Annotated in this window: 19 protein-coding genes; 10 read left to right on the top strand and 9 right to left on the bottom strand. The window is 60.3% G+C overall.

The window, feature by feature from the left end:
• Positions 1-96 precede the first annotated feature (96 nt).
• Positions 97-996: a pirin family protein gene (locus BHU62_RS05030; RefSeq protein ID WP_201788366.1), complete on the top strand. Its 900-nt coding sequence runs from the start codon at positions 97-99 to the stop codon at positions 994-996.
• A gap of 112 nt (positions 997-1,108) precedes the next feature.
• Here the strand turns inward: BHU62_RS05030 and dld are convergent, their stop codons facing one another.
• From dld to BHU62_RS05045, 3 genes are all read right to left on the bottom strand, one after another.
• Entirely contained in the window at positions 1,109-2,815 is a 1,707-nt protein-coding gene (dld, locus tag BHU62_RS05035; protein WP_073529499.1) for a D-lactate dehydrogenase, read from the bottom strand.
• Between the two features lie 126 nt (positions 2,816-2,941).
• The gene (map, locus tag BHU62_RS05040) at positions 2,942-3,736 is read right to left on the bottom strand and encodes a type I methionyl aminopeptidase (protein ID WP_073529500.1); all 795 of its coding nucleotides are present in this window, start codon (positions 3,734-3,736) and stop codon (positions 2,942-2,944) included.
• Complete coding sequence (locus tag BHU62_RS05045) at positions 3,733-3,936, bottom strand: ParD-like family protein (protein WP_006324220.1); 204 nt, start codon at positions 3,934-3,936, stop codon at positions 3,733-3,735. The genes map and BHU62_RS05045 overlap by 4 nt, the downstream gene beginning before the upstream one ends.
• A gap of 168 nt (positions 3,937-4,104) precedes the next feature.
• Between BHU62_RS05045 and ddlA the strand changes: the two genes are divergently transcribed.
• Positions 4,105-5,208, top strand: a complete 1,104-nt coding sequence (gene ddlA / locus BHU62_RS05050; protein ID WP_073529501.1) for a D-alanine--D-alanine ligase — start codon at positions 4,105-4,107, stop codon at positions 5,206-5,208.
• 34 nt (positions 5,209-5,242) lie between these two features.
• On the opposite strand, the gene BHU62_RS05055 is transcribed toward ddlA, so the two are convergent.
• Complete coding sequence (locus BHU62_RS05055) at positions 5,243-6,022, bottom strand: ABC transporter substrate-binding protein (protein ID WP_073529502.1); 780 nt, start codon at positions 6,020-6,022, stop codon at positions 5,243-5,245.
• Between the two features lie 34 nt (positions 6,023-6,056).
• Positions 6,057-7,211 (bottom strand): methionine aminotransferase, encoded by a 1,155-nt coding sequence (locus tag BHU62_RS05060; RefSeq protein ID WP_073529503.1) that lies wholly within the window; start codon positions 7,209-7,211, stop codon positions 6,057-6,059.
• A 265-nt stretch (positions 7,212-7,476) separates the two neighbouring features.
• Between BHU62_RS05060 and BHU62_RS05065 the strand changes: the two genes are divergently transcribed.
• The 3 genes from BHU62_RS05065 (at position 7,477) to BHU62_RS05075 (ending at position 11,801) form a co-directional block, all read left to right on the top strand.
• On the top strand, positions 7,477-8,397 hold the full coding sequence (locus tag BHU62_RS05065) for a LysR substrate-binding domain-containing protein (protein WP_073529504.1): 921 nt from the start codon (positions 7,477-7,479) through the stop codon (positions 8,395-8,397).
• 112 nt (positions 8,398-8,509) lie between these two features.
• Positions 8,510-10,807 carry a beta-glucosidase BglX gene (bglX, locus tag BHU62_RS05070; RefSeq protein ID WP_073529505.1) on the top strand — a complete coding sequence of 766 codons (2,298 nt, stop codon included), beginning with the start codon at positions 8,510-8,512 and terminating at the stop codon, positions 10,805-10,807.
• Between the two features lie 70 nt (positions 10,808-10,877).
• Complete coding sequence (locus BHU62_RS05075; RefSeq protein WP_073529506.1) at positions 10,878-11,801, top strand: PEP phosphonomutase; 924 nt, start codon at positions 10,878-10,880, stop codon at positions 11,799-11,801.
• Positions 11,802-11,818: 17 nt separating this feature from the next.
• On the opposite strand, the gene BHU62_RS05080 is transcribed toward BHU62_RS05075, so the two are convergent.
• Positions 11,819-12,844 carry a methyltransferase gene (locus tag BHU62_RS05080; RefSeq protein ID WP_073529507.1) on the bottom strand — a complete coding sequence of 342 codons (1,026 nt, stop codon included), beginning with the start codon at positions 12,842-12,844 and terminating at the stop codon, positions 11,819-11,821.
• A 324-nt stretch (positions 12,845-13,168) separates the two neighbouring features.
• On the opposite strand from BHU62_RS05080, the gene BHU62_RS05085 reads away from it, so the two are divergent.
• The 5 genes from BHU62_RS05085 to BHU62_RS05105 all read left to right on the top strand — a co-directional run bounded on the left by BHU62_RS05085 (position 13,169) and on the right by BHU62_RS05105 (position 17,275).
• Entirely contained in the window at positions 13,169-13,561 is a 393-nt protein-coding gene (locus BHU62_RS05085; RefSeq protein WP_073529508.1) for a hypothetical protein, read from the top strand.
• Positions 13,562-13,737: 176 nt separating this feature from the next.
• Positions 13,738-14,787: an ABC transporter substrate-binding protein gene (locus BHU62_RS05090; RefSeq protein ID WP_073529509.1), complete on the top strand. Its 1,050-nt coding sequence runs from the start codon at positions 13,738-13,740 to the stop codon at positions 14,785-14,787.
• Complete coding sequence (locus BHU62_RS05095) at positions 14,784-15,785, top strand: FecCD family ABC transporter permease (RefSeq protein WP_073529510.1); 1,002 nt, start codon at positions 14,784-14,786, stop codon at positions 15,783-15,785. The genes BHU62_RS05090 and BHU62_RS05095 overlap by 4 nt, the downstream gene beginning before the upstream one ends.
• Complete coding sequence (locus tag BHU62_RS05100) at positions 15,778-16,557, top strand: ABC transporter ATP-binding protein (protein WP_073529511.1); 780 nt, start codon at positions 15,778-15,780, stop codon at positions 16,555-16,557. The genes BHU62_RS05095 and BHU62_RS05100 overlap by 8 nt, the downstream gene beginning before the upstream one ends.
• Entirely contained in the window at positions 16,550-17,275 is a 726-nt protein-coding gene (locus BHU62_RS05105) for a substrate-binding domain-containing protein (protein WP_078062019.1), read from the top strand. Before BHU62_RS05100 ends, BHU62_RS05105 begins: the two co-directional genes overlap by 8 nt.
• Before the next feature lie 29 nt (positions 17,276-17,304).
• On the opposite strand, the gene BHU62_RS05110 is transcribed toward BHU62_RS05105, so the two are convergent.
• From BHU62_RS05110 to BHU62_RS05120, 3 genes are all read right to left on the bottom strand, one after another.
• Positions 17,305-18,105, bottom strand: a complete 801-nt coding sequence (locus BHU62_RS05110; protein ID WP_078062020.1) for an alpha/beta fold hydrolase — start codon at positions 18,103-18,105, stop codon at positions 17,305-17,307.
• Between the two features lie 351 nt (positions 18,106-18,456).
• Positions 18,457-18,759 carry a hypothetical protein gene (locus BHU62_RS05115; protein WP_073529514.1) on the bottom strand — a complete coding sequence of 101 codons (303 nt, stop codon included), beginning with the start codon at positions 18,757-18,759 and terminating at the stop codon, positions 18,457-18,459.
• Positions 18,756-19,391 carry an AAA family ATPase gene (locus BHU62_RS05120; RefSeq protein WP_033641002.1) on the bottom strand — a complete coding sequence of 212 codons (636 nt, stop codon included), beginning with the start codon at positions 19,389-19,391 and terminating at the stop codon, positions 18,756-18,758. The genes BHU62_RS05115 and BHU62_RS05120 overlap by 4 nt, the downstream gene beginning before the upstream one ends.
• Between the last annotated feature and the right edge of the window lie 9 nt (positions 19,392-19,400).

Below are 19,400 nucleotides of genomic sequence, written 5' to 3' on the forward strand. Positions count from 1 at the left end.
TATTGCATGAGGGCGTTATTGATGGTTACATTCTCGAAAATAATTCAGGTTGGGCGACTTGACTAACAAGCTGAATGTGACATTCGGAGATGAACCATGCATATGCACCCTGCAACCGGATCGGAAATGATGCCAAGAGCCATTACACATCGTACCAAAGGGCAGAGTCATGGGCCTATTACACGGTTGATGAGTCCCTCCGACCTTGGGCAGATCATTAAGCCGTTCGTGTTTCTGGATTTGTTCGACGTCAATCGGCATACGGCAGCGGCCTTGGCCGATATGCCATTGCATCCCCATTCGGGCGTGGCGACCGTTACTGTTCCTGTCGAGGGGGGCTTACGTTACAACGACCCGGATAGTGGTCAGGGTACCCTGTATTACGGTGGGGTTGAATGGATGCTGGCCGGTGGGGGAGTCTGGCATGGCAAAGAGTTATCACCTGCCGATGTGCCACGTATTACCGGTTTTCAACTCTGGCTTTCTCTGCCCGCCGAGTTGGAAAACAGCACGCCCGTCAGCCGCTATATTGAAGCTGAACACACCCCGCAGGTTGGACCGGCTCGCGTGATCGTTGGCGCTTATGACGGCGCGAAGGGACCGGTTTCCGCGCCGGCAGGCATTAACTATCTGCTGGTGACCCTGAGCCCTGGTGAGCATTGGCATTACCAGCCTCCGGCCGGACATCGCGTTGGCTGGTTGGCTTTGGCCAAAGGTTCATTGAATGCCGAGACGTCAATTGAAGAAGGTGAGATTGTTGTCTTCGAATCCAATGAAACGCCAATCAGTTTGGCCAATGCGGGATCCGAAGAAGCGACTTTCGTGCTGGGCTCAGCAATACCGCATCCGTACTCACTGCATTTGGGTAACTATTCGGTACATACGTCAGCGGCGGCGCTTGAGATGGGAGAGCGGCATATTATCGACATGTGGCAAAAGCTGAAGCAAGAAGGCGATCGCCAAACATCATCAGGCACTATTCCGGTTTATCGCTAACGTAAGGCTGATTTCAACAGGGCGTCTGTACAGGGGTGAGCGGTTAGCCATCCGTTGGCGGCGAACTGTGCTGTGTAAAAGAGGCCCGCGGCGGCGGGCCAATCGGGCGGTCTTAGCGGGAGTTTTCGGCCCAGCCTTTGCGTTTGCTGGTTTTGCCGATGCCGGGATTGAAGCTGTTGGTCGGGTCGGCGGTGCGGTAGAACGCCTGCAGATCCGCCTTGGCGTGGTACAGGTGGCCGACGTTATGCTCCGCCGGGTATTCGGCGCCGCGCCGGTTGAGGATCTCGAGCATCTTTTCCTTCAGCGCGTGGCTGTCGACGCCCTTTTTCACCACGTAGTCCTGATGGAAGACGTGGCACATAAAGTGGCCGTAGTACAGCTTGTGCACCAGCTGGCTGTCGATCTCCGGCGGCAGGGTTTCGAACCAGTCGGTATCGTTGCGGCGCAGGGCGATGTCCAGCGCCAGAATATCCTCCACCTTGTCGGCATGCACCGCGTGGTAGCGCACCGCGGCGCCGGCGGCGGCGAAACGGTGCAGGAAAGCCTTTTTGCCCTCGTCAGGGGTACAGGTGAAGAAGGCGCCTTCGGCCTGGGCGAAATAGTCGGTCAGGTAGCGCTGCGCTTCATCCACGCCGGGGCCGGCCATCTTCAGCAGCAGGTGGTGTTCGAAACGTGTACGGTATTCCTTCATGCGCTTCGGCAGGTGGCTCGGCGCCAGATGGCTCAGGCCCTGCATCAGCCGATCGGTCAGGTTGTGCGGCAGCAGCGGCAGCTTGTTGAGGCTGGCGTCCATGCGGCCTTTCAGCGTGAAGAAGCGCGGCATCTGATCGGTGCCGAGCCTGTCGATCATCATGAAGGTGTCTTTGCCATACACCTCGGCGATGTCGAAGATATCGCGGTGCATGTACTCACCGGCCACCGGCAGGTTTTCGAACCGGCTCAGCATGTGGCGCCGCAGCTCGGTCAGCACCGCGGTGTCGTTGGTGCCGATATAAAACACCTGCTCTTTGCCTTCTTTCTCGAAGGTGTCGAGCCGCACCGCGAACACCGCCAGCTTGCCGGCGCAGCCGGAGGCCTCGAACAGGCGGCGTTTGTCGGCGTTGAAGCGGGAAGGGGTGTCGGCGTCGACGTCGCGCACCCGGCTGGCGTACTCGTTATCCGAGGCGCGCAGCTCGCCGTATTCAACGTCTGTCGGGCGATAGTCGCCTTTTTCCAGCCGGGTGATGATCTCTTCCGGCGTGTCGCCGAGCCGAATACCCAGATGGTTCACCAGGCGCAGTTGCCCGTCTTCCCCTAACTGGGCGTACAGCGCCATTTCGGTATAGGCCGGGCCGCGTTTCACCAGCGAACCGCCGGAGTTGTTGCACACGCCGCCGATCACCGAGGCACCGATGCAGGAGGAGCCGATCACCGAATGGGGTTCGCGGCCGTAGGGTTTGAGCAATTTTTCGAGGTGGTGCAGGGTACTGCCGGGGAAACCGACCACCTGCTTGCCGTTGTCCAGCACTTGAATATGGTCGAGACGCAGGGTGCTGACGATGACGATATCGCGGTCATAGTCGCTGCCGCTGGGGGTTGAACCTTCGGTCAGGCCGGTATTGGCGGCCTGCATGATGACGATTTTGTCGGCGGCCACGCAGGCCTGCAGAATGCGCCACAGCTGCAGCAGGCGGGTGGGGAACACCACCGCCAGCGCCTGGCCTTCGCCGGAGCGGAACCCCTTGCGGTACCGCTCGGTGTTGCGATCGCCGGTCAGCAGCTGCGGGCCGCCGACGATGTCTTTGAGCTGGTTGAGAAACGCCTGATTGCCTGACTGCATGCTGTCTGTCTCCCTGTCATCCCCGTTGCTTTGGCGGCGGCGCCGAAGCGCCGCGCGGCAAGCTAAGAGGTTATCAATTAAATAACTTATTAAGCTATCAACTTGGCAGGTTAATGGCTTGTTGGTTTAGTAACGCTCTGCGTAACCGGCCCGGCGCTCTTCGTCGCGCAGCGTCAGGATCTCCACGCCGTCGGCGGTGACCGCCACGGTGTGCTCCCACTGCGCCGACAATTTTTTGTCGCGGGTCACCACCGTCCAGCCGTCTTTCTTCTGCTTGATGCGGCGGTCGCCCTGGTTAATCATCGGCTCGATGGTGAACACCATGCCTTCCTGCAACACCAGGCCGCTGCCAGGTTGGCCGTAGTGCAGCACCGCCGGTTCCTCGTGCATCTCGCGGCCGATGCCGTGGCCGCAATATTCCCGCACGATGCTGTAGCCGGCCTGCTCGGCGTGCCGCTGGACGGCGTAGCCGATATCCCCCAGGGTGGCGCCCGGTTTCACCGCGCGAATGCCTTGCCACATCGATTCATAGACGTTGTTCACCAGCCGTTTGGCCAGCGGCGTGACCTGGCCGACGCAGTACATCTTGCTGGAGTCGGCGATGTAGCCGCCGTTTTCCAGCGTGATGTCCACGTTGACGATCATGCTGGAACGCAGGATCTTGCTGGCCGACGGCACCCCGTGGCACACGACTTCGTCGATCGAGGTGTTGAGCACATAGGGGAAATCATACTGCCCCTTGCTGGCCGGGCGCGACTTCAATTCCTCGACGATAAACGCCTCGGCGCGGTCGTTGATCTCCATGGTGGAGATGCCTTCGACAATCACCTTATCGAGCATAGCAAACACCTTGGCCAGCAGGGCGCCGGAATGGCGCATTTTGGCAATCTCTTCCGGCGTTTTGATCACAATCTGTTTCACCCAACAATCTCCTTCAACGTCAGTGCGTTATCTTTCATCATTTTTTTTACCAGCTGGGGGTAGGTCAGTTCCGGATGGAATTCCGCCAGCATGCCGATCTTGATCCAGTACTCGGCCTGCGCGTTGATGGAACGCGTCATGGTCAGGCTGGCGAGGCGCAGATCGTCATGCAGCGCGTCTGAAATTTTTACGATGCCCATCGGCGTCTCCATAAATGAACAATATACGAAGTGTATACGTTGTGGATGGTGGCGATTTGGCATTCCGTGGCGTAAGAAGATTCTGGCGACAACGATTGCCGCCGCCAGGCAATGCGTTTATTGTGATGAACGACTTTTTTGCCATGATTTTTCAGAAGGATTTAAGGCGTGACTAAACTACGTGTTGGGGTGATTTTTGGCGGTAAATCGGCGGAGCATGAGGTGTCGCTGCAGTCGGCCAAAAACATTGTGGATGCAATCGACAAAGAGAAGTTTGACGTCACGCTGCTGGGGATCGACAAACAGGGGCAGTGGCACATCAACGACGCCTCCAACTACCTGCTCAACGCCGAGAACCCGGCGCTGATCGCGCTGAATCGCTCGAACAAGAACGTGGCGCTGATCCCGGGCCAGGAAAAACAGCAGCTGATCGAAGCGGGCAGCGCCGGCGCGCTGGGCCAGCTCGACGTCATCTTCCCGATCGTGCACGGCACGCTGGGGGAGGACGGCTCGCTGCAGGGGCTGCTGCGCATGGCCAATATGCCGTTCGTCGGCGCCGGCGTGCTCGGTTCGGCGGTCAGCATGGATAAAGACGTGACCAAACGCCTGCTGCGCGACGCCGGGCTGGCGGTGGCGCCGTTCGTCACCCTGACGCGCGCCAACCGCGCCGGATTCAGCTTTGAGCAACTGAGCGAGCGCCTCGGCCTGCCGCTGTTCGTCAAGCCGGCCAACCAGGGTTCCTCGGTCGGCGTCAGCAAGGTGGCAAACCACGCCGAGTTCGACGCGGCGGTGGCGTTGGCCTTCAGCTTCGATCACAAGGTGCTGGTGGAGTCGGCGATCGTCGGCCGCGAGATCGAGTGCGCGGTGTTGGGTAACGACGATCCGCAGGCCAGCGTGTGCGGCGAGATCGTGCTGAGTGACGCCTTCTATTCTTACGACACCAAATACATCAATGAGCAGGGCGCTCAGGTGGTGGTGCCGGCGGCGATCGCGCCGGAGGTGAGCGACCACATCCGCGACGTGGCGCTGAAGGCGTTCCGCGCGCTGGAGTGCTTCGGCCTGGCGCGGGTGGATGTGTTCCTGACGCCGGACAACCAGGTGGTGATCAACGAAATCAACACGCTGCCGGGCTTCACCAACATCAGCATGTATCCCAAGCTGTGGGCCGCCAGCGGCGTCAGCTATCAGGCGCTGATCACCCGCCTGATCGAATTGGCGCTGGAGCGCCATCAGCAGGATCGCGCGCTGAACAGCTCGGTGTTCGATCGCTAAACACGATAGGGGGCGGTAATGCCGCCCCCGTCCATCACTTCACCGTCACGTCGATATCGCCGAAATACTTCTTCGACAGCGCCGCCACTGTGCCTTGCTGTTTCACTTTGGCGATGGCGGCATCCAGTTTTTTCTTCAGCGCTTCATCCCCTTTACGCAGCCCGAAGGCGATGCCTTCACCGAGGATTTTGTCGTCGCGCACCGCCTCGCCGACGAAGGCGAAGCCTTTGCCGTCCGGCTGCGACAGGAAGCCGCTTTGCCCCGACGGCGCCATCACCAGCGTGGCGTCGAGCCGGCCGGCTGCCAGGTCAAGGTAAACCTGATTTTGATCCTGGTAAGACACCACGTCCACGCCTTCCGGCGCCCAATGGGTTTTGGCGTAGATCTCCTGAATCGAGCCTTGCAGCACGCCCACGTGTTTGCCCGCCAGCGATTTGGCGTCCGGCAGCAGGCCGCTGTCGGCTTTGGCGATCAGCCGGTTCGGCACCTGATAGATGGCGTCGGTAAAGGCGATCGCCTGGCGCCGCTGTTCGGTCACGTTCATCGCCGAGTTGATGGCGTCGAACTTGCGCGCCTGCAGCGCCGGGATCAGGCTGTCGAACGAGGTTTCGACCCAGCTGCATGTTAATTGCGCGGCGGCGCACACCGCGTCGCCCAGTTCAATGTCGAACCCTTCCAGTTTGCCACTGGCGGACTTGGACTCGAACGGCGGATACAGCGCTTCCAGGCCGAAGCGCAGGCTGTTTTCCGCCGCCGGCGAAGCGCCGGCGGCCAGCAGACATCCGGCGGCGAACAGCGTTTTCAGTGTTTTCATAGGCAGTGCCCCTTTCCCGTGGTCGGACAAAAAGTTACACCTGGCTCAGGCGGCGCGCGCCTTCCAGCAGGGTCTGGTTATCTTTGGAAAAACTCAGCCGGATAAGGCCGGTATCGCTGCCGTCGCTGTAGAACGCCGACAGCGGGATCGTCGCCACCTTAGCTTCGCGGATCAAGCGTACGGCGAAATCATTGTCGCTTTCGTGACTGAAGCCGCTAAAGCGGGCCAGCATGAAGAAGCTGCCGCGGCTGGGCAGCAGCTCAAAGCGCGAATCCTGCAAGGCGCTGGCCAGCAGATCGCGCTTTTGTTGGTAAAACGCCGCCAGCCCCAAGTAGCTCTGTGGGTTGGCGAGCGCGGCGACGAAGGCGTGCTGCATCGGCGTATCGGCGGAGAACACCATAAACTGGTGTACCTTGCGGATCTCGTCCATCAGCGCCGCCGGCGCCAGGCAATAGCCAACGCGCCAGCCGGTGACGTGGTAGGTTTTACCGAACGACGACACGATCACGCTGCGTTCCGCCAGTTGCGGGTAGCGCGCCATGCTGTGGTGAATATCGCCGTCGAATACCACGTGTTCGTAGACCTCGTCGGACAGGATCACGATGTCGGTGTCGCGGGTCAGGGCGGTCAGGCGTTCGATGTCGTGCTCGTCAAACACCGCGCCGGTCGGGTTGTGCGGCGTGTTGACGATGATCATGCGCGTTTTGCCGTTGATGGCGGCGGCCACTTCGTCCCAGTCGACGCGAAAGTCCTGCAGCGACAGTTTGATCGCCACCGGCGTGGCGCCCTGCAGGCGCACGATCGGCGCATAGCTGTCGAACGCCGGTTCGAAATAGATCACCTCGTCGCCGGGATGCACCAGCGCGCTGATCGCCGAGTACAGCCCTTCGCTGGCGCTGGCGATCACCGTGATTTCTTCGTCGGCGTCATAGCGTGCGCCATACAATCGTTCAGCTTTTTCCGCCAGAGCAGCACGTAACGCCGCCACGCCGCTCATCGGCGCGTATTGGTTATGACCTGCGCGCATGGCTTGCGCCGTTGCCTCGATCAGCTGCGGGTCGCCGGCGAAGTTGGGCGCGCCCTGCGACAGATTGAGGGCTTGATGTTCGGCGCTGAGTTGGCCAATGACGGTGAAAATGGTGGTGCCGACGTCCGGCAGCTTCGAGCGGGATGAGCAGGCGCTCTGCATGATGGGCTCCAGGCAAACAGGGAAGTGTTGAGCGATTAAGCATCAGGCGGCGTAGGCGGACAAGGGAAAGTTTGTCATACTTGCCATGCACTACGATCATACCTAATTCCCCTTCATCCTTGAAACGATCTCGGCGTTGGCTGCGTTCGCTTACCCGAATCACTGACTTATGTCAGCTCATCGGGGCGCGCTCGCTGGCCGCCTTGATATCGTTCCAATGATTTTGAGGAATTATTGCTATTTAAGGTATTTAGAGGAACACGCTATGCCGATATCCCTGCCGTCGCTCGACGTGTTGAAAACCTTTGTGGTGGTGGCGCAACGCCTCAACTTTACCCATGCTGCCCGCCAGCTGCACCTGACGCAGGGGGCGGTCAGCCGGCAAATTCTCGGGCTGGAACAGCGTCTGGGTTATCCGCTGTTCAGCCGCCAGGCGCGCGGCCTGGCGCTGACGCCGCAGGGTGCGCAGCTGCTGGCGCCGGTGCAGCAGGCGTTGGGGCAGTTGGACGAGGCGCTGACGCGGGCCGCCGCCCCGCCGGGGGCGCTGCGCATCAAATGCCCGACCTGCGCGATGCGCTGGGTGCTGCCGCGCGTGATTCGTCTGCAGAACGAACGGCCGGATATGCATATCGAACTGACCGCCTCGGTGTCGCACGGCCTGGATTTCAGTACCGAGCAGTTTGACGCCGCGGTGGTATTCGGCCGGCCGCCGGGAAAAAAACTGACCGCGCACCTGCTGTTTGATGAAATCCTTACGCCGGTCTGCACGCCGGCGTTTCTGCCGTCTGCGCCCCAACTGGCGGATCTGACGGACAAAACCCTGCTGCATCCGACGCGCGATCGGCGCGACTGGCTGCGCTGGCTGAAGGCAGCGGGGGCCGATGCGCTGCCGTCCGGCAAGGCTCAGCATTTCGATACCCTCGATCTGGCGATGAGCGCCGCGCTGCAGGGATTCGGCATCGCCATCGGCGATCTGTGCCTGCTGGAGGAGGATATTCAGGCGCGGCGCGTCGTCACGCCGTTCCCGCTCTGCGTCAGCAGCGGCGCGGCTTACTATTTGGTCTATCCTGAGCGCGGGGTGTTGCCGCCGGCGTTGGCGCAGCTTGTCGACTTCCTGACGGCGGAGGCCGCCGACAGCCGCACCCGACTAAAGAATTATCTGCCGATAACCTGTAATGCTTTGTAAACATTACCGATGCGAATTCCCTTGGCGATGAAACAGAGTGTGGCAAACTGTTTCTTCACTCCGATTCAACCCCGCGGCTTTGGCAGCGGAAACACGCCTGAGATAAAACAAGATGAAATGGCTTTGTGTGGTGAGTATGTTGTCCGGTCTGGCCCTCAGCCCGGCTTTTGCGCAGGAAACGCCGATAACGCAGGGCATTCACGCCCAGCAGCGCGACGCCTTCGTGTCCCATTTGATGAAGCAGATGACGCTGGAAGAGAAGATCGGCCAGCTGCGGCTGATCAGCGTCGGGCCGGATAACCCGAAAGAAGCGATCCGCGAGGGCATCCGCAAAGGGCAGATCGGCGCCATCTTCAATACCGTCACCCGCCCGGACATTCGGGTGATGCAGGATCAGGCGATGCAGCTCAGCCGCCTGAAAATCCCGTTGTTCTTCGCCTATGACGTGGTACACGGCCAGCGCACCGTGTTCCCGATCAGCCTGGGGCTGGCGGCCAGCTTCGATCTGGAAGCGATTGCGCTCAGCGCCCGGGTGGCGGCGCAGGAAGCCAGCGATGACGGCCTCAACATGACCTTCGCGCCGATGGTCGATATTACCCGCGATCCGCGCTGGGGCCGGGTCTCCGAAGGCTTCGGCGAAGACACCTGGCTGGTGTCGAAAATCGCCAAAGTGATGGTCGACGGTTATCAAAACGGCGACCCGGCTAAACCCGGTTCGGTAATGGCCAGCGTTAAGCACTTTGCGTTGTACGGCGCCGTCGAAGGCGGCCGCGATTACAACACCGTCGACATGAGCCCGCTGCGCATGTATCAGGACTATCTGCCGCCTTACAAAGCGGCGGTGGATGCCGGCAGCGGCGGGGTGATGGTGTCGCTCAACTCGGTGAACGGCGTGCCGGCCACCGCCAACCCGTGGCTGCTGAAAGATCTGCTGCGTGAGCAATGGGGCTTCAAGGGCATCACCATCAGCGATCACGGCGCAATTAAAGAACTGATTAAGCACGGCGTGGCGGCTGACGCGCGCGACGCGGTGCGGCTGGCGATCACCTCCGGCGTCGATATGAGCATGAGCGACGAGTTTTACGACAAGTACCTGCCGGGGCTGGTGAAAGACGGGCTGGTGCCGGAAAGCGATATCGACCGCGCCTGCCGCGACGTGTTGAACACCAAGTACGACATGGGCCTGTTCAAGGATCCGTATGTGCATCTGGGCCCGGCGGGTTCCGATCCGCAGGACACCAACGCCGAAAGCCGCCTGCACCGCGCCGAAGCGCGGGTGGTGGCGCGCAAAACGATGGTGCTGCTGAAAAACGATAAGCAGACGCTGCCGCTGAGCAAACAGGCGACCATCGCGCTGGTCGGGCCGATGGCCGACAGCCAGCGCGACGTGATGGGCAGCTGGTCCGCCGCCGGGGTGGTCAAGCAGTCGGTCACTCTGCGCGAAGGGCTGGAGCGGGCGGTAGGCGACAAGGCGCGCATTCTTTACGCCAAGGGCGCCAACGTCACGCAGGATAAAGGCATCATCGACTACCTGAACGAGTATGAGCCGGCGGTGGCGTTCGACACCCGTTCGCCGCAGCAGATGATCGACGAAGCGGTGCAGGCGGCGAACAAGGCCGACGTGGTCGTGGCGGTGGTGGGCGAATCGCAGGGCATGGCGCACGAGGCCTCCAGCCGCGCCGACATCACGATTCCGCAGAGCCAGCGCGATCTGATCGCCGCGCTGAAAGCCACCGGCAAGCCGCTGGTGCTGGTGTTGATGAATGGCCGGCCGCTGGCGCTGAGCTGGGAGAGCGAGCAGGCGGATGCGATGCTGGAAACCTGGTACAGCGGTACCGAGGGCGGCAACGCGGTGGCGGACGTGTTGTTCGGCGATTACAACCCGTCGGGTAAACTGCCGATGACCTTCCCGCGTTCGGTCGGCCAGATCCCGATGTACTACAACCACCTGAACACCGGCCGCCCGTTCGGCAAAGAGAACCCAGGCAAGTACACCTCGCGCTACTTCGACTCGCCGAACGGCCCGCTGTATCCATTTGGTTACGGCCTGAGCTACACCACTTTCAGCCTGTCGGATCTGAAACTGTCCAGCCCGACGATGGCGCGTAACGGCAAGCTAACCGCCAGCGTCACGCTGAAGAATACCGGCAAGTACGATGGCGCCACGGTGGTGCAGCTGTATCTGCAGGACGTGACCGCCTCGGTCAGCCGCCCGGTGAAAGAGCTGCGCAACTTCAAGAAAGTGGCCCTGCGGGCCGGCCAGTCGCAGCAGGTCGAACTGCCGATTAGCGAAGACGATCTGAAGTTCTACAACGCCAGCCTGAAATGGGGGGCGGAGCCGGGCAAATTCAACGTCTTCGTTGGCCTGGACTCCGACAACGTGCAGGCGCAAAGCTTTACGCTGAAGTAACCCTGTTCCCCCTCGTTCACGCGCTGAACGAGGGGGCATCCTTTCACGTTAACGTACCGGAGCTTGCTTTATGAAACGGTATCTGGACTGCAGCGCCAGCGATCTGGCCGATATCGGCAAAGCCGATTTGCTCTACGCCATCCGCGCCAGCGAAGGGCGTATTTTGGTCAGCGAAACCATCGCGGTCACTCAACCGCTGCTCAATAATGTCACCAACGCCGAACTGGCGGCCAGCCAGGGGGCCGACCTGCTGTTGCTGAACCTGTTCGACGTCAACCAACCGCATATCGCGGGCTTGCCCGCCGACGTGCCGCCGCAAGAGGCGCTGCGCACGCTGCAGCGGCTGACCGGGCGGGTAATCGGCGTGAACCTGGAGGCCGTCGATCCGGCTTTCGCCACCGAACATAACGATTTCTGGCAGATGACGGCCGGCCGTGCCGCCACCGCCGAGAATGCGCGCAAGCTGTATCAGCTCGGCGCGCGCATGGTGGTGCTGACCGGCAACCCGAACAACGGCGTCAGCAATCAGGCGATCGCCGCCGCGCTGAAAGCGATTCGCGATGAGGTGGGTGACGAGATGGTGCTGGTGACCGGCAAGATGCACGGTGCCGGTATCGTGCGCGAAAGCGGCAGCCAGCTGATCGGCGAACAGGACATCGCGCTGTTCGTGGAGAACGGCGCGGACATCGTGCTGTTGCCGGCACCGGGCACCATTCCCGGCATGTCGCAGGAGAAAGTGGCGGCGCTGATCGCCTTTGCCCAGCGGCAGGGCGCGCTGGCGATGACGGCGATCGGCACTTCGCAAGAGGGCGCCGACGTGCAGACCGTGCGGCAGATCGCGCTGATGAGCAAAATGGCCGGGGCGGACCTGCACCATATCGGTGATACCGGCTATCTGGGGCTGGCGCTGCCGGAAAACATTTTCGCTTACAGCGTGGCGATTCGCGGCGTGCGCCATACCTACAGCCGCATGGCGCGTTCTGTAAACCGCTAAACCGCCGGCGCTTTAGGTTAAACCTTTTGCGCCGTCACGATGCTGTAATAGCCGAGCGACGGTATCACCTGCGGCGTATCGAAGCCCGCATCGGTCAACATGTCGCTGATGTCCTTGCCGGAATATTGGCGCCCCTGCGTCGTCCAACCCAGCATCAGCAGATTGTAGCCGGCAAGAGCCGATGGGCCGGCTTTTTCGTCGGCGAACAACGCTTCGTGGATCACTATCCTGCCGCCGACGGGGAGTGCGTCATAGCTCTTTTGCGCCAGAAAGCGATTTTTGTCCGCTGTCCAGCCGTGAAAGACATTGGAGTACAGATGCAGATCCGCTGAAGGGTAGGGATCGCACCACATATCGCCGCCGTGCGTGCTGATGCGGTCGCTGAAACCGTAACGTTGCGCGTAGTCGGTGGCCAACGGACAAACTTCCGGCAGATCGAAGACGGTACACGTCAATCTGGGCCAGTGTGCCATCAGGCCGATGGCGTGAATGCCGGAGGCGCCGCCGATATCCAGCGCCACGCGATGCGACGACAAGGAGAGGCGCGTTGGCCACAGGCTGGCTGAACCGATGCTCAGGCTATGCATAGCGCGGGTAAATCGGTCGGCTTTGTCGGCATCGACCCCGTGCGTTTCGTACACTTCCTGTTCGCCATAGACCTGCGGTATATTTTTCCGGATAGCGCCTTCCAGATTTTTCAGCGAAAAGGTTTCGCTGTTGTCATACAGCAAATCCCAATAATAACCAAAATAGTGCGGACTGCTTTTTAACAGGAAAGCGTCTGTCTCCGGAGCGAGATAAAACTTTCCTTTTTCGGAGGTAATTAATTTCAACGCTTCCAATGCCGCCATTATGGCTTCAACCGGCCGCTTATCAATGTTTGTCGCAGCGCCAATGTCGACCATGTTGCAAGGGCGCTCGGCGATAAATTCAAATATCCCCAGGCGATGCGCAATAATCACCGCCGGATAAAGGTATAGGTTCATGGTGATATCGAATATGATCTTGTCATCATAGTGCGGTGGCCGTATGGAATGAATCATAGGGGTCCTCTCCTGTTAAGGTATGGTGCTCCTTGAGAGGCTATGTCACGCCCTTGATTTTGGCAAAGTGCTGCACGATGTATGCCTTTTACCCACCGTTCCCATACGAATAATCTCTTTGTGAGATTATTCTTGGCTTGAATCGAGAGGGGCGTCACGCCAGACGGAAAGTGATGGTTTTCGTTTTATTAAGGGGTGACGTAATTACAGTGATTAACGCGTTATGCTTGTGCTACTCTGTGGCCGCCGTTATAAGTATCGGCATTCATATTAATTATGTAAATAATTCAAAATCAAATAATTCATTATTAAAACGAGTCAACAATGAAAAAATGTATTCTGACCGGCGTCATTGCCGCGACTCTGGGTCTGTTCAACACCGCCAATGCTGAAGGGATGGATCCTGCCGCGTTGAAGAACGTGTATGACATCACGCGCAATACTTCCGGGCTGATGTCTTACTGCGTCGATAAAGGTTTCCTGAAAGCGGACAGCATCGACAACGCTAAGAAAATGGTGGCCTACGTGGAAGGCATTCCCGGCGGCGTAGACACGCGTGACGGCGACAAGCGTGAAGCGCTGGGCCGTGAAGGTAAGGTGTTGAACGACGATGGCAAAGCGGTTGCGTTGGAACAGGAAGCGCCGCAGGGGCTGAAAACCTGGTGCCAGCAAGCTGACGAAGGGATCCGCAAAGGGCTGGCCTCTGTAGGTCAGTAAGCGTTTTTCAGGCCGTATTGGGTCCGCCACCTGACTGGCGGATCCGTTCCCTTGGCCACCATTCAATTCTCCTCCTTCCTTCAGCGCATTCTGCATCCGGTTTGATCTCGACGATTGTTTCGCCATGCGCATCGCTATATCATTAAATATATAACGATAGTCAACCGGTCACTGCTATGTTCAACGCTCTCCCGCGCCTGCTGCTGGCGCTTACTCTGTTTTCCACCGCCGCCTTGGCGGATCGCCAGGTTACCGATCAGCTCAACCGCCAGGTCACGCTGCCCGACCACATCACCCGGGCCGTGGTGCTGCAACACCAGACGCTGAACCTATTGGTGCAGCTTGACGCCATGCCTCAGGTGGTTGGCGTGCTCAGCAGTTGGAAAAAGCAGCTGGGGCCGAACTACCTGCGGCTGGCGCCGGCGTTGGCGACCCTGCCGATGCCGGGCGATCTGACCACGATGAACATCGAGAGCCTGCTCGGCCTGCATCCGCAGGTGGTGTTCGTGGCCAACTATGCACCGCCGGAGATGATTGCGCAGATCGAACGGGCGGGTATTCCGGTGGTGGCGGTCTCGCTGCGCCGCGAAGCGGCCGATCAGGCGGGCAAAATGAATCCCCAGCTGAGTGATGAAGATCGGGCCTATACGCTGGGGCTGCAGGACGGCATTCGCCTGATCGGCGAGGTGATGGCGCGTCAGCCTCAGGCCGAAGCGTTGATTAAGGACGTCATCCAACAGCGCGCGTTGGTCGCCGAACGGCTGCGCGATCTGCCTGAAGATCAACGGGTGCGGGTGTATATGGCCAACCCCGATCTCACCACCTACGGCGCCGGCAAGTATACCGGGTTGATGATGCGGCACGCCGGTGCGCTCAACGTGGCGGCGAAGGAGATTCAGGGGTTTAAACAGGTTTCTATCGAGGATGTTCTGAAGTGGGATCCGGCGGTGATTTTCGTGCAGGAGCGCTACCCGGACGTGGTGAAACAGATCCTGACGTCACCGCAGTGGCAGCCGATCGACGCGGTGAAGAATAAGCGGGTCTACCTGATGCCGGAGTACGCCAAGGCCTGGGGGTATCCGATGCCGGAGGCGATGGCGTTGGGTGAGTTGTGGATGGCGAAAAAACTTTACCCGCAGCGTTTTGCCGATATCAATCTGCAGCAGCGGGTCGATGCTTACTATCAACGTTATTACCGCGCCACCTGCTGCCAGAGCGGGCAATGAGGCTGGGCTGGCTGGCATTGCTGACGCTGTGCTGCGCGCTGTTTTCGCTCGGCGTTGGCCGCTTTCAGGTGCCGATGACGCACAGCCTGATGATTTTGCTGGAGCCGTTCACCGGGCAGCATTATGCCGGCATCGATGCTATCCAACGCCAGGTGATCCTGGGCGTGCGCGTGCCGCGGGTGCTGTTGGCGATGGGTGCCGGCGCGGCGCTGGCCCTGTGCGGCGCAGCCTTGCAGGGCGTCTTTCGCAACCCGCTGGTCGATCCGCATATCATCGGCGTGTCTTCCGGCGCGGCCTTCGGCGGCACGCTGGCTATCCTGCTCAGCCTGCCGTTGGCGGTGCTGCTGCTGTCGGCTTTTGTTTTCGGCATGGCGGCACTGCTGCTGATTTTCACGCTCACCAGCGCCATTGTGCGGCGCAATATTCTCTCTTTGGTACTGGCGGGGGTGATCCTCAGCGGTTTCTTCTCCGCCTGCGTCAGCCTGATGCAATATCTGGCGGATACCGAAGAGAAACTGCCGAGCATCGTGTTTTGGCTGCTTGGCAGCTTTGCCACCGCCGATCGGCAAAAGCTGTTGATGCTGTTTGCACCTCTGCTAGTGGCCGGCGGCTTGCTGCTGGCGCTGCGTTGGCGCATCAATCTGCTGTCGTTAGGCGATGAGGATGCCGCTGCGTTGGGTATCAACGTTGAGCGCACCCGCTGGCTGATTTTGACGCTGTGCGCCGCCATCGTGGCCGCCCAGGTGGCGGTCAGCGGCAGCATAGGTTGGGTCGGTCTGGTGATCCCGCACGTGGCGAGGCGGCTGGTGGGGCCGGATCACCGGCACCTGCTGCCGGCTTCGCTTTGCCTGGGGGCTTTGTACATGCTGGTGATCGACGATTTGGCGCGCACGCTGAGCAGCAGCGAAATCCCGCTGGGCATTCTGACCGCGCTGATTGGCGCGCCGCTGTTCGCGCTGCTGTTGCGCCGCGCGCAAGTGAGAGGCTGGCATGACTGACACCTTATTGGCCGCCAGGGGGGTGAGTTTTGCCTGGCCGGGCGGGGCACCGCTGTTCCAACATCTGGACATTCAGCTGCGGCGCGGCGAAGTGCTGGCAGTATTAGGCCCGAATGGGCGCGGCAAAAGCACGCTGCTGCAGTTGTTGTTAGGCAGCCTGACGCCGCAATCCGGCGAGATTGAACGCCGTGGTGAGATTGGCTTTGTCCCGCAGCACTTTTCACCGCCGTTCGCCTATCGGGTGCTGGATATCGTATTGATGGGGCGGGCGCGCCATGTTGGCCTGTTCCGTTCACCGTCAACCAAGGATCATCGGCTGGCGAGAGAAGCGTTGCAAACGTTGGGTTTACAGGATCTGGCGGAGCGTGAATTCGGCAGCCTATCCGGCGGCCAGCGCCAGTTGGTGATGATCGCGCGCGCGTTGGCAATGCGCTGCAAGGTGTTAATCCTGGATGAACCGACTTCGGCGCTGGATCTGCATTACCAGGATCGGGTGTTGAGCCTGATGGCTCGCCTGGCGCGGGAGCAACAGTTGGCGGTGATCTTCTCCACGCACCAGCCGAACCATGCTCACGCGGTGGCCGATCGGGCTTTGCTGCTGGGCAAAGAAGGGCGCAGCCGGCTCGGGGCCTGCCGCGAGGTGCTAACGGCGCAATCCCTGTCGCCCCTGTTCGAGCTGGCGATCGAACGGGTGCCGCTCACGGTGGCGGGCCGCCGCTACGCGACGCTGGTGCCGCTGTATCGCAGCCAATTGGAGCGACATGATGAGTGATATCCTGCTGTTTGCCGCCGGCAGCCTGCGGCTGGCGTTTGCGCCACTGCTGTCGGCGTTCCAGCGGCACGCCGGGCAAAAAGTCACGGCGGAATTCGGCCCGGCGGGGTTATTGCGCCAACGGATAGAGAACGGCGAACGGCCACAGCTGTTCGCCTCGGCCAACGTGGCGCACCCGCAAAGGTTGGCGGATCTTGGAATGGCGGGCGCGGTGCAGATTTTTGCGCGCAATCGGCTATGCGTGACGGTACGCAACGTGCCGGCATTAACTGAACGTCCGCTGCCAGAGGTGCTGTTCGATCCGCACTGGTGCCTTGCCACCTCGACACCGGGGGCAGATCCTTCCGGTGATTATGCGCAGCGGCTTTTCGAACGCTGCGAGCAATACTGGCCGGGGCAAGGGGAAGCGCTGCGCCGCCGGGCGCTGCCGTTGGTTGGCGGCAGGGATTCCGCCCCAGTGCCGGCGGGCCGATTGGCGGCGGAATATCTGATAGCCGGCGGGCAGGCGGATATTTTTCTCGGCTACGCCAGCTATGCTCCGGCTTTAGCCGCCTACCCGACGTTGGCGGTGCGGCCGTTGGCGCCGCCGCTGGACATCGAGGCGGATTACGGTTTATGCCTGTTGGATGACGACGCGCAGCGGTTGGCCGCATTTATCTTGAGCGAACAGGGGCAGGAAATCCTGAGCCGACACGGGTTTATGCGGCGCGCGGAATGACTCGCCGGGCCTGACGGCCCGGGGAATCTTTACCAAAACAGCGGCGTGGTGTTTTCAGCCAGAAATGCCAACAGCGTTTCGTTGACCGCCGCCGGATTTTCCTTGTTGCTGATATGCCCGGCGTTGGGGATCAGCACATGCCGACAACCGAGCATCTCCGCCATGCGCTGCCCCTCCGCCGGTGGGCGTGGCTTATCTTGCGCACCGGTGATCACGATGCTGGCGGCGGTGATTTTTTCCAGCAGCGCCAGCTTGTCGGGGCGGCCGAAGATCATCCGGCCGAGCGGCACGATACTCTCGCGCAGGCGATCGGCGGGTAGGTCTCGCAGTTGAGACAACAGCGATTGCAACAACGCGTCGGGTACGTCATCGGAATAAAAGAGCGAAGCGACATGCTCCAGCAATGGAGAAGCGATGGCGCCGGCCTGTTCAACGGCGGCCAGCATGCCCATATAGCGTTGCCGCGCTTCCGGTGTTTCGTCGCCCAGGTAGCTGTCCATCAGCGCCAACACTTTTACCCGCTCCGGCGCCAGCGCCGCCAGTTCGGCGCCCCACATGCCGCCGACGGACAAGCCGACGATGCCGAACTCTTCGATATCCAGGCGATCCATTAGCGCCAGATGATCGGCGGCGATATCCGACAGGCTGGTTCGCCCGGCCGGCAGCGCCGGTGAGTCGCCATGGCCCCAAAGCTCCGGCACGATCAGGCGGTAGCGTTTAGCCAGCGCTTCAAACTGCGGCGCCCACATGTTCAGATCGAACAGATAGCTGTGGCCAAGCAGCAACGGAAAACCTGACCCCACGTCGAGGTAATGCAGGGATTTACCCATCGTTGGCATATTATCGGTTCCTTATATTATAAAGAGAGTTCTGGCTGCTTATATCACACTCATATTCAACCCACGGTATGAATTTACCTTAACTTACTCATATGATTGCTTATTTTAAATTCGACGTGATAGCGGGAAGTGAATGAAGGGGAATATTCAGATGTTTTTCTCGCCGTCATAACGTTGGTTTATGCGGATACTCATTTTCAGCATGGAATAGGGCGACAGGCGGCGCGATAAAAACTCCCAGGCTATTAATTATATTGCTGGTTATTTTTCTGCCGTGGCGGATCTTTCGGGCGCGGCAAGCGACGGCCTGTCGATATGTTCAACCGGCAGGCCGTCGCGCGTTCAGAGTTTCTTCAACAGTTCCAGCAGCTGTGCTTCGCTTTTCTCCGCCAGCCCGTCGATCGCCAGCTTGATGATGTCGGAACGGGTGATACGCACGATACCGTTGCGCGCCGCCTGCACGATCACCTCATCGATGGCGTCGATGTGGTTGTCCGTCAGGCTGACGGAAATCGCCTTGTAGGTGCGCTTGCGGCCGGCCGGTTTGGCTTCCGGCGCGGGCACTGCCACCGGCAGGGTGTGCGAGGTGGCGCTGTTGATGAATTCGTCTTCCGACATGCGGTGGGTGGGGGTGCGTTTCTTCACAGGATCACCTCTTTCACCAGGCATTCGATCTCGGCCTGCGCTTTTTCGTTGTTCGCCTCATGCACGGTGATGGCCTCGCCCCAGGCGTCGCGGTAAATCTTGCGGTCGCACAGGCGGTTGCTCACCAGGGTGAATTCCGGGTATTCGCTCAGCACCTGCGCCGCTTCGTTGGCTTCATTGATGAAGATGTTGGTCGGGCACATGTTCAGCACGATGTAGCCTTTGACCTTCTCGTTGTACTCCTGCGCGGTGGAGAACATCTCCGACAGATAGCCGATGGTGTCGAGATCCATCTGCGAAGGGCGCAGCGGCGAGAGGAACAGATCGGCGGCCAGCAGGCCGGAGCGCAGTTCGGCGCTGTCGCGGCCGGCGGTATCGACGATCACGTAGTCGTAATGGCGATCCAGTTCCAGCAGCGTTTCCTTGATTTTGCCCGACGCGGCCACCACCGGAATGTGCGGCAGCCCCTCAACGTTCTGACGGTCGTTATACCAGGTCATGATCGATTTCTGGTCGTCGGCGTCGACGATGATCGCCGTCTTGCCCTGCTTGAGAATCAGATATCCGGCGATATTCACCGCTTTCGTCGACTTGCCGACGCCGCCTTTTTGCGAGCCAATCAGAACAATCATGCTGCCATC

It is taken from the genome of Serratia marcescens (assembly GCF_001902635.1).
GTDB classification, from domain to species: Bacteria; Pseudomonadota; Gammaproteobacteria; order Enterobacterales; family Enterobacteriaceae; genus Serratia; species Serratia marcescens_F.

Excerpts from the sequence above, each read along its gene's own strand:
- BHU62_RS05030 (WP_201788366.1), top strand. The coding sequence starts at position 97 with ATGCATATGCACCCTGCAACCGGATCGGAAATGATGCCAAGAGCCATT.
- dld (WP_073529499.1), bottom strand. The coding sequence starts at position 2,815 with ATGCAGTCAGGCAATCAGGCGTTTCTCAACCAGCTCAAAGACATCGTC.
- BHU62_RS05045 (WP_006324220.1), bottom strand. The coding sequence starts at position 3,936 with ATGGGCATCGTAAAAATTTCAGACGCGCTGCATGACGATCTGCGCCTC.
- BHU62_RS05055 (WP_073529502.1), bottom strand. The coding sequence starts at position 6,022 with ATGAAAACACTGAAAACGCTGTTCGCCGCCGGATGTCTGCTGGCCGCC.
- BHU62_RS05060 (WP_073529503.1), bottom strand. The coding sequence starts at position 7,211 with ATGCAGAGCGCCTGCTCATCCCGCTCGAAGCTGCCGGACGTCGGCACC.
- BHU62_RS05065 (WP_073529504.1), top strand. The coding sequence starts at position 7,477 with ATGCCGATATCCCTGCCGTCGCTCGACGTGTTGAAAACCTTTGTGGTG.
- bglX (WP_073529505.1), top strand. The coding sequence starts at position 8,510 with ATGAAATGGCTTTGTGTGGTGAGTATGTTGTCCGGTCTGGCCCTCAGC.
- BHU62_RS05075 (WP_073529506.1), top strand. The coding sequence starts at position 10,878 with ATGAAACGGTATCTGGACTGCAGCGCCAGCGATCTGGCCGATATCGGC.
- BHU62_RS05080 (WP_073529507.1), bottom strand. The coding sequence starts at position 12,844 with ATGATTCATTCCATACGGCCACCGCACTATGATGACAAGATCATATTC.
- BHU62_RS05085 (WP_073529508.1), top strand. The coding sequence starts at position 13,169 with ATGAAAAAATGTATTCTGACCGGCGTCATTGCCGCGACTCTGGGTCTG.
- BHU62_RS05090 (WP_073529509.1), top strand. The coding sequence starts at position 13,738 with ATGTTCAACGCTCTCCCGCGCCTGCTGCTGGCGCTTACTCTGTTTTCC.
- BHU62_RS05095 (WP_073529510.1), top strand. The coding sequence starts at position 14,784 with ATGAGGCTGGGCTGGCTGGCATTGCTGACGCTGTGCTGCGCGCTGTTT.
- BHU62_RS05100 (WP_073529511.1), top strand. The coding sequence starts at position 15,778 with ATGACTGACACCTTATTGGCCGCCAGGGGGGTGAGTTTTGCCTGGCCG.
- BHU62_RS05105 (WP_078062019.1), top strand. The coding sequence starts at position 16,550 with ATGAGTGATATCCTGCTGTTTGCCGCCGGCAGCCTGCGGCTGGCGTTT.
- BHU62_RS05110 (WP_078062020.1), bottom strand. The coding sequence starts at position 18,105 with ATGGGTAAATCCCTGCATTACCTCGACGTGGGGTCAGGTTTTCCGTTG.
- BHU62_RS05120 (WP_033641002.1), bottom strand. The coding sequence starts at position 19,391 with ATGATTGTTCTGATTGGCTCGCAAAAAGGCGGCGTCGGCAAGTCGACG.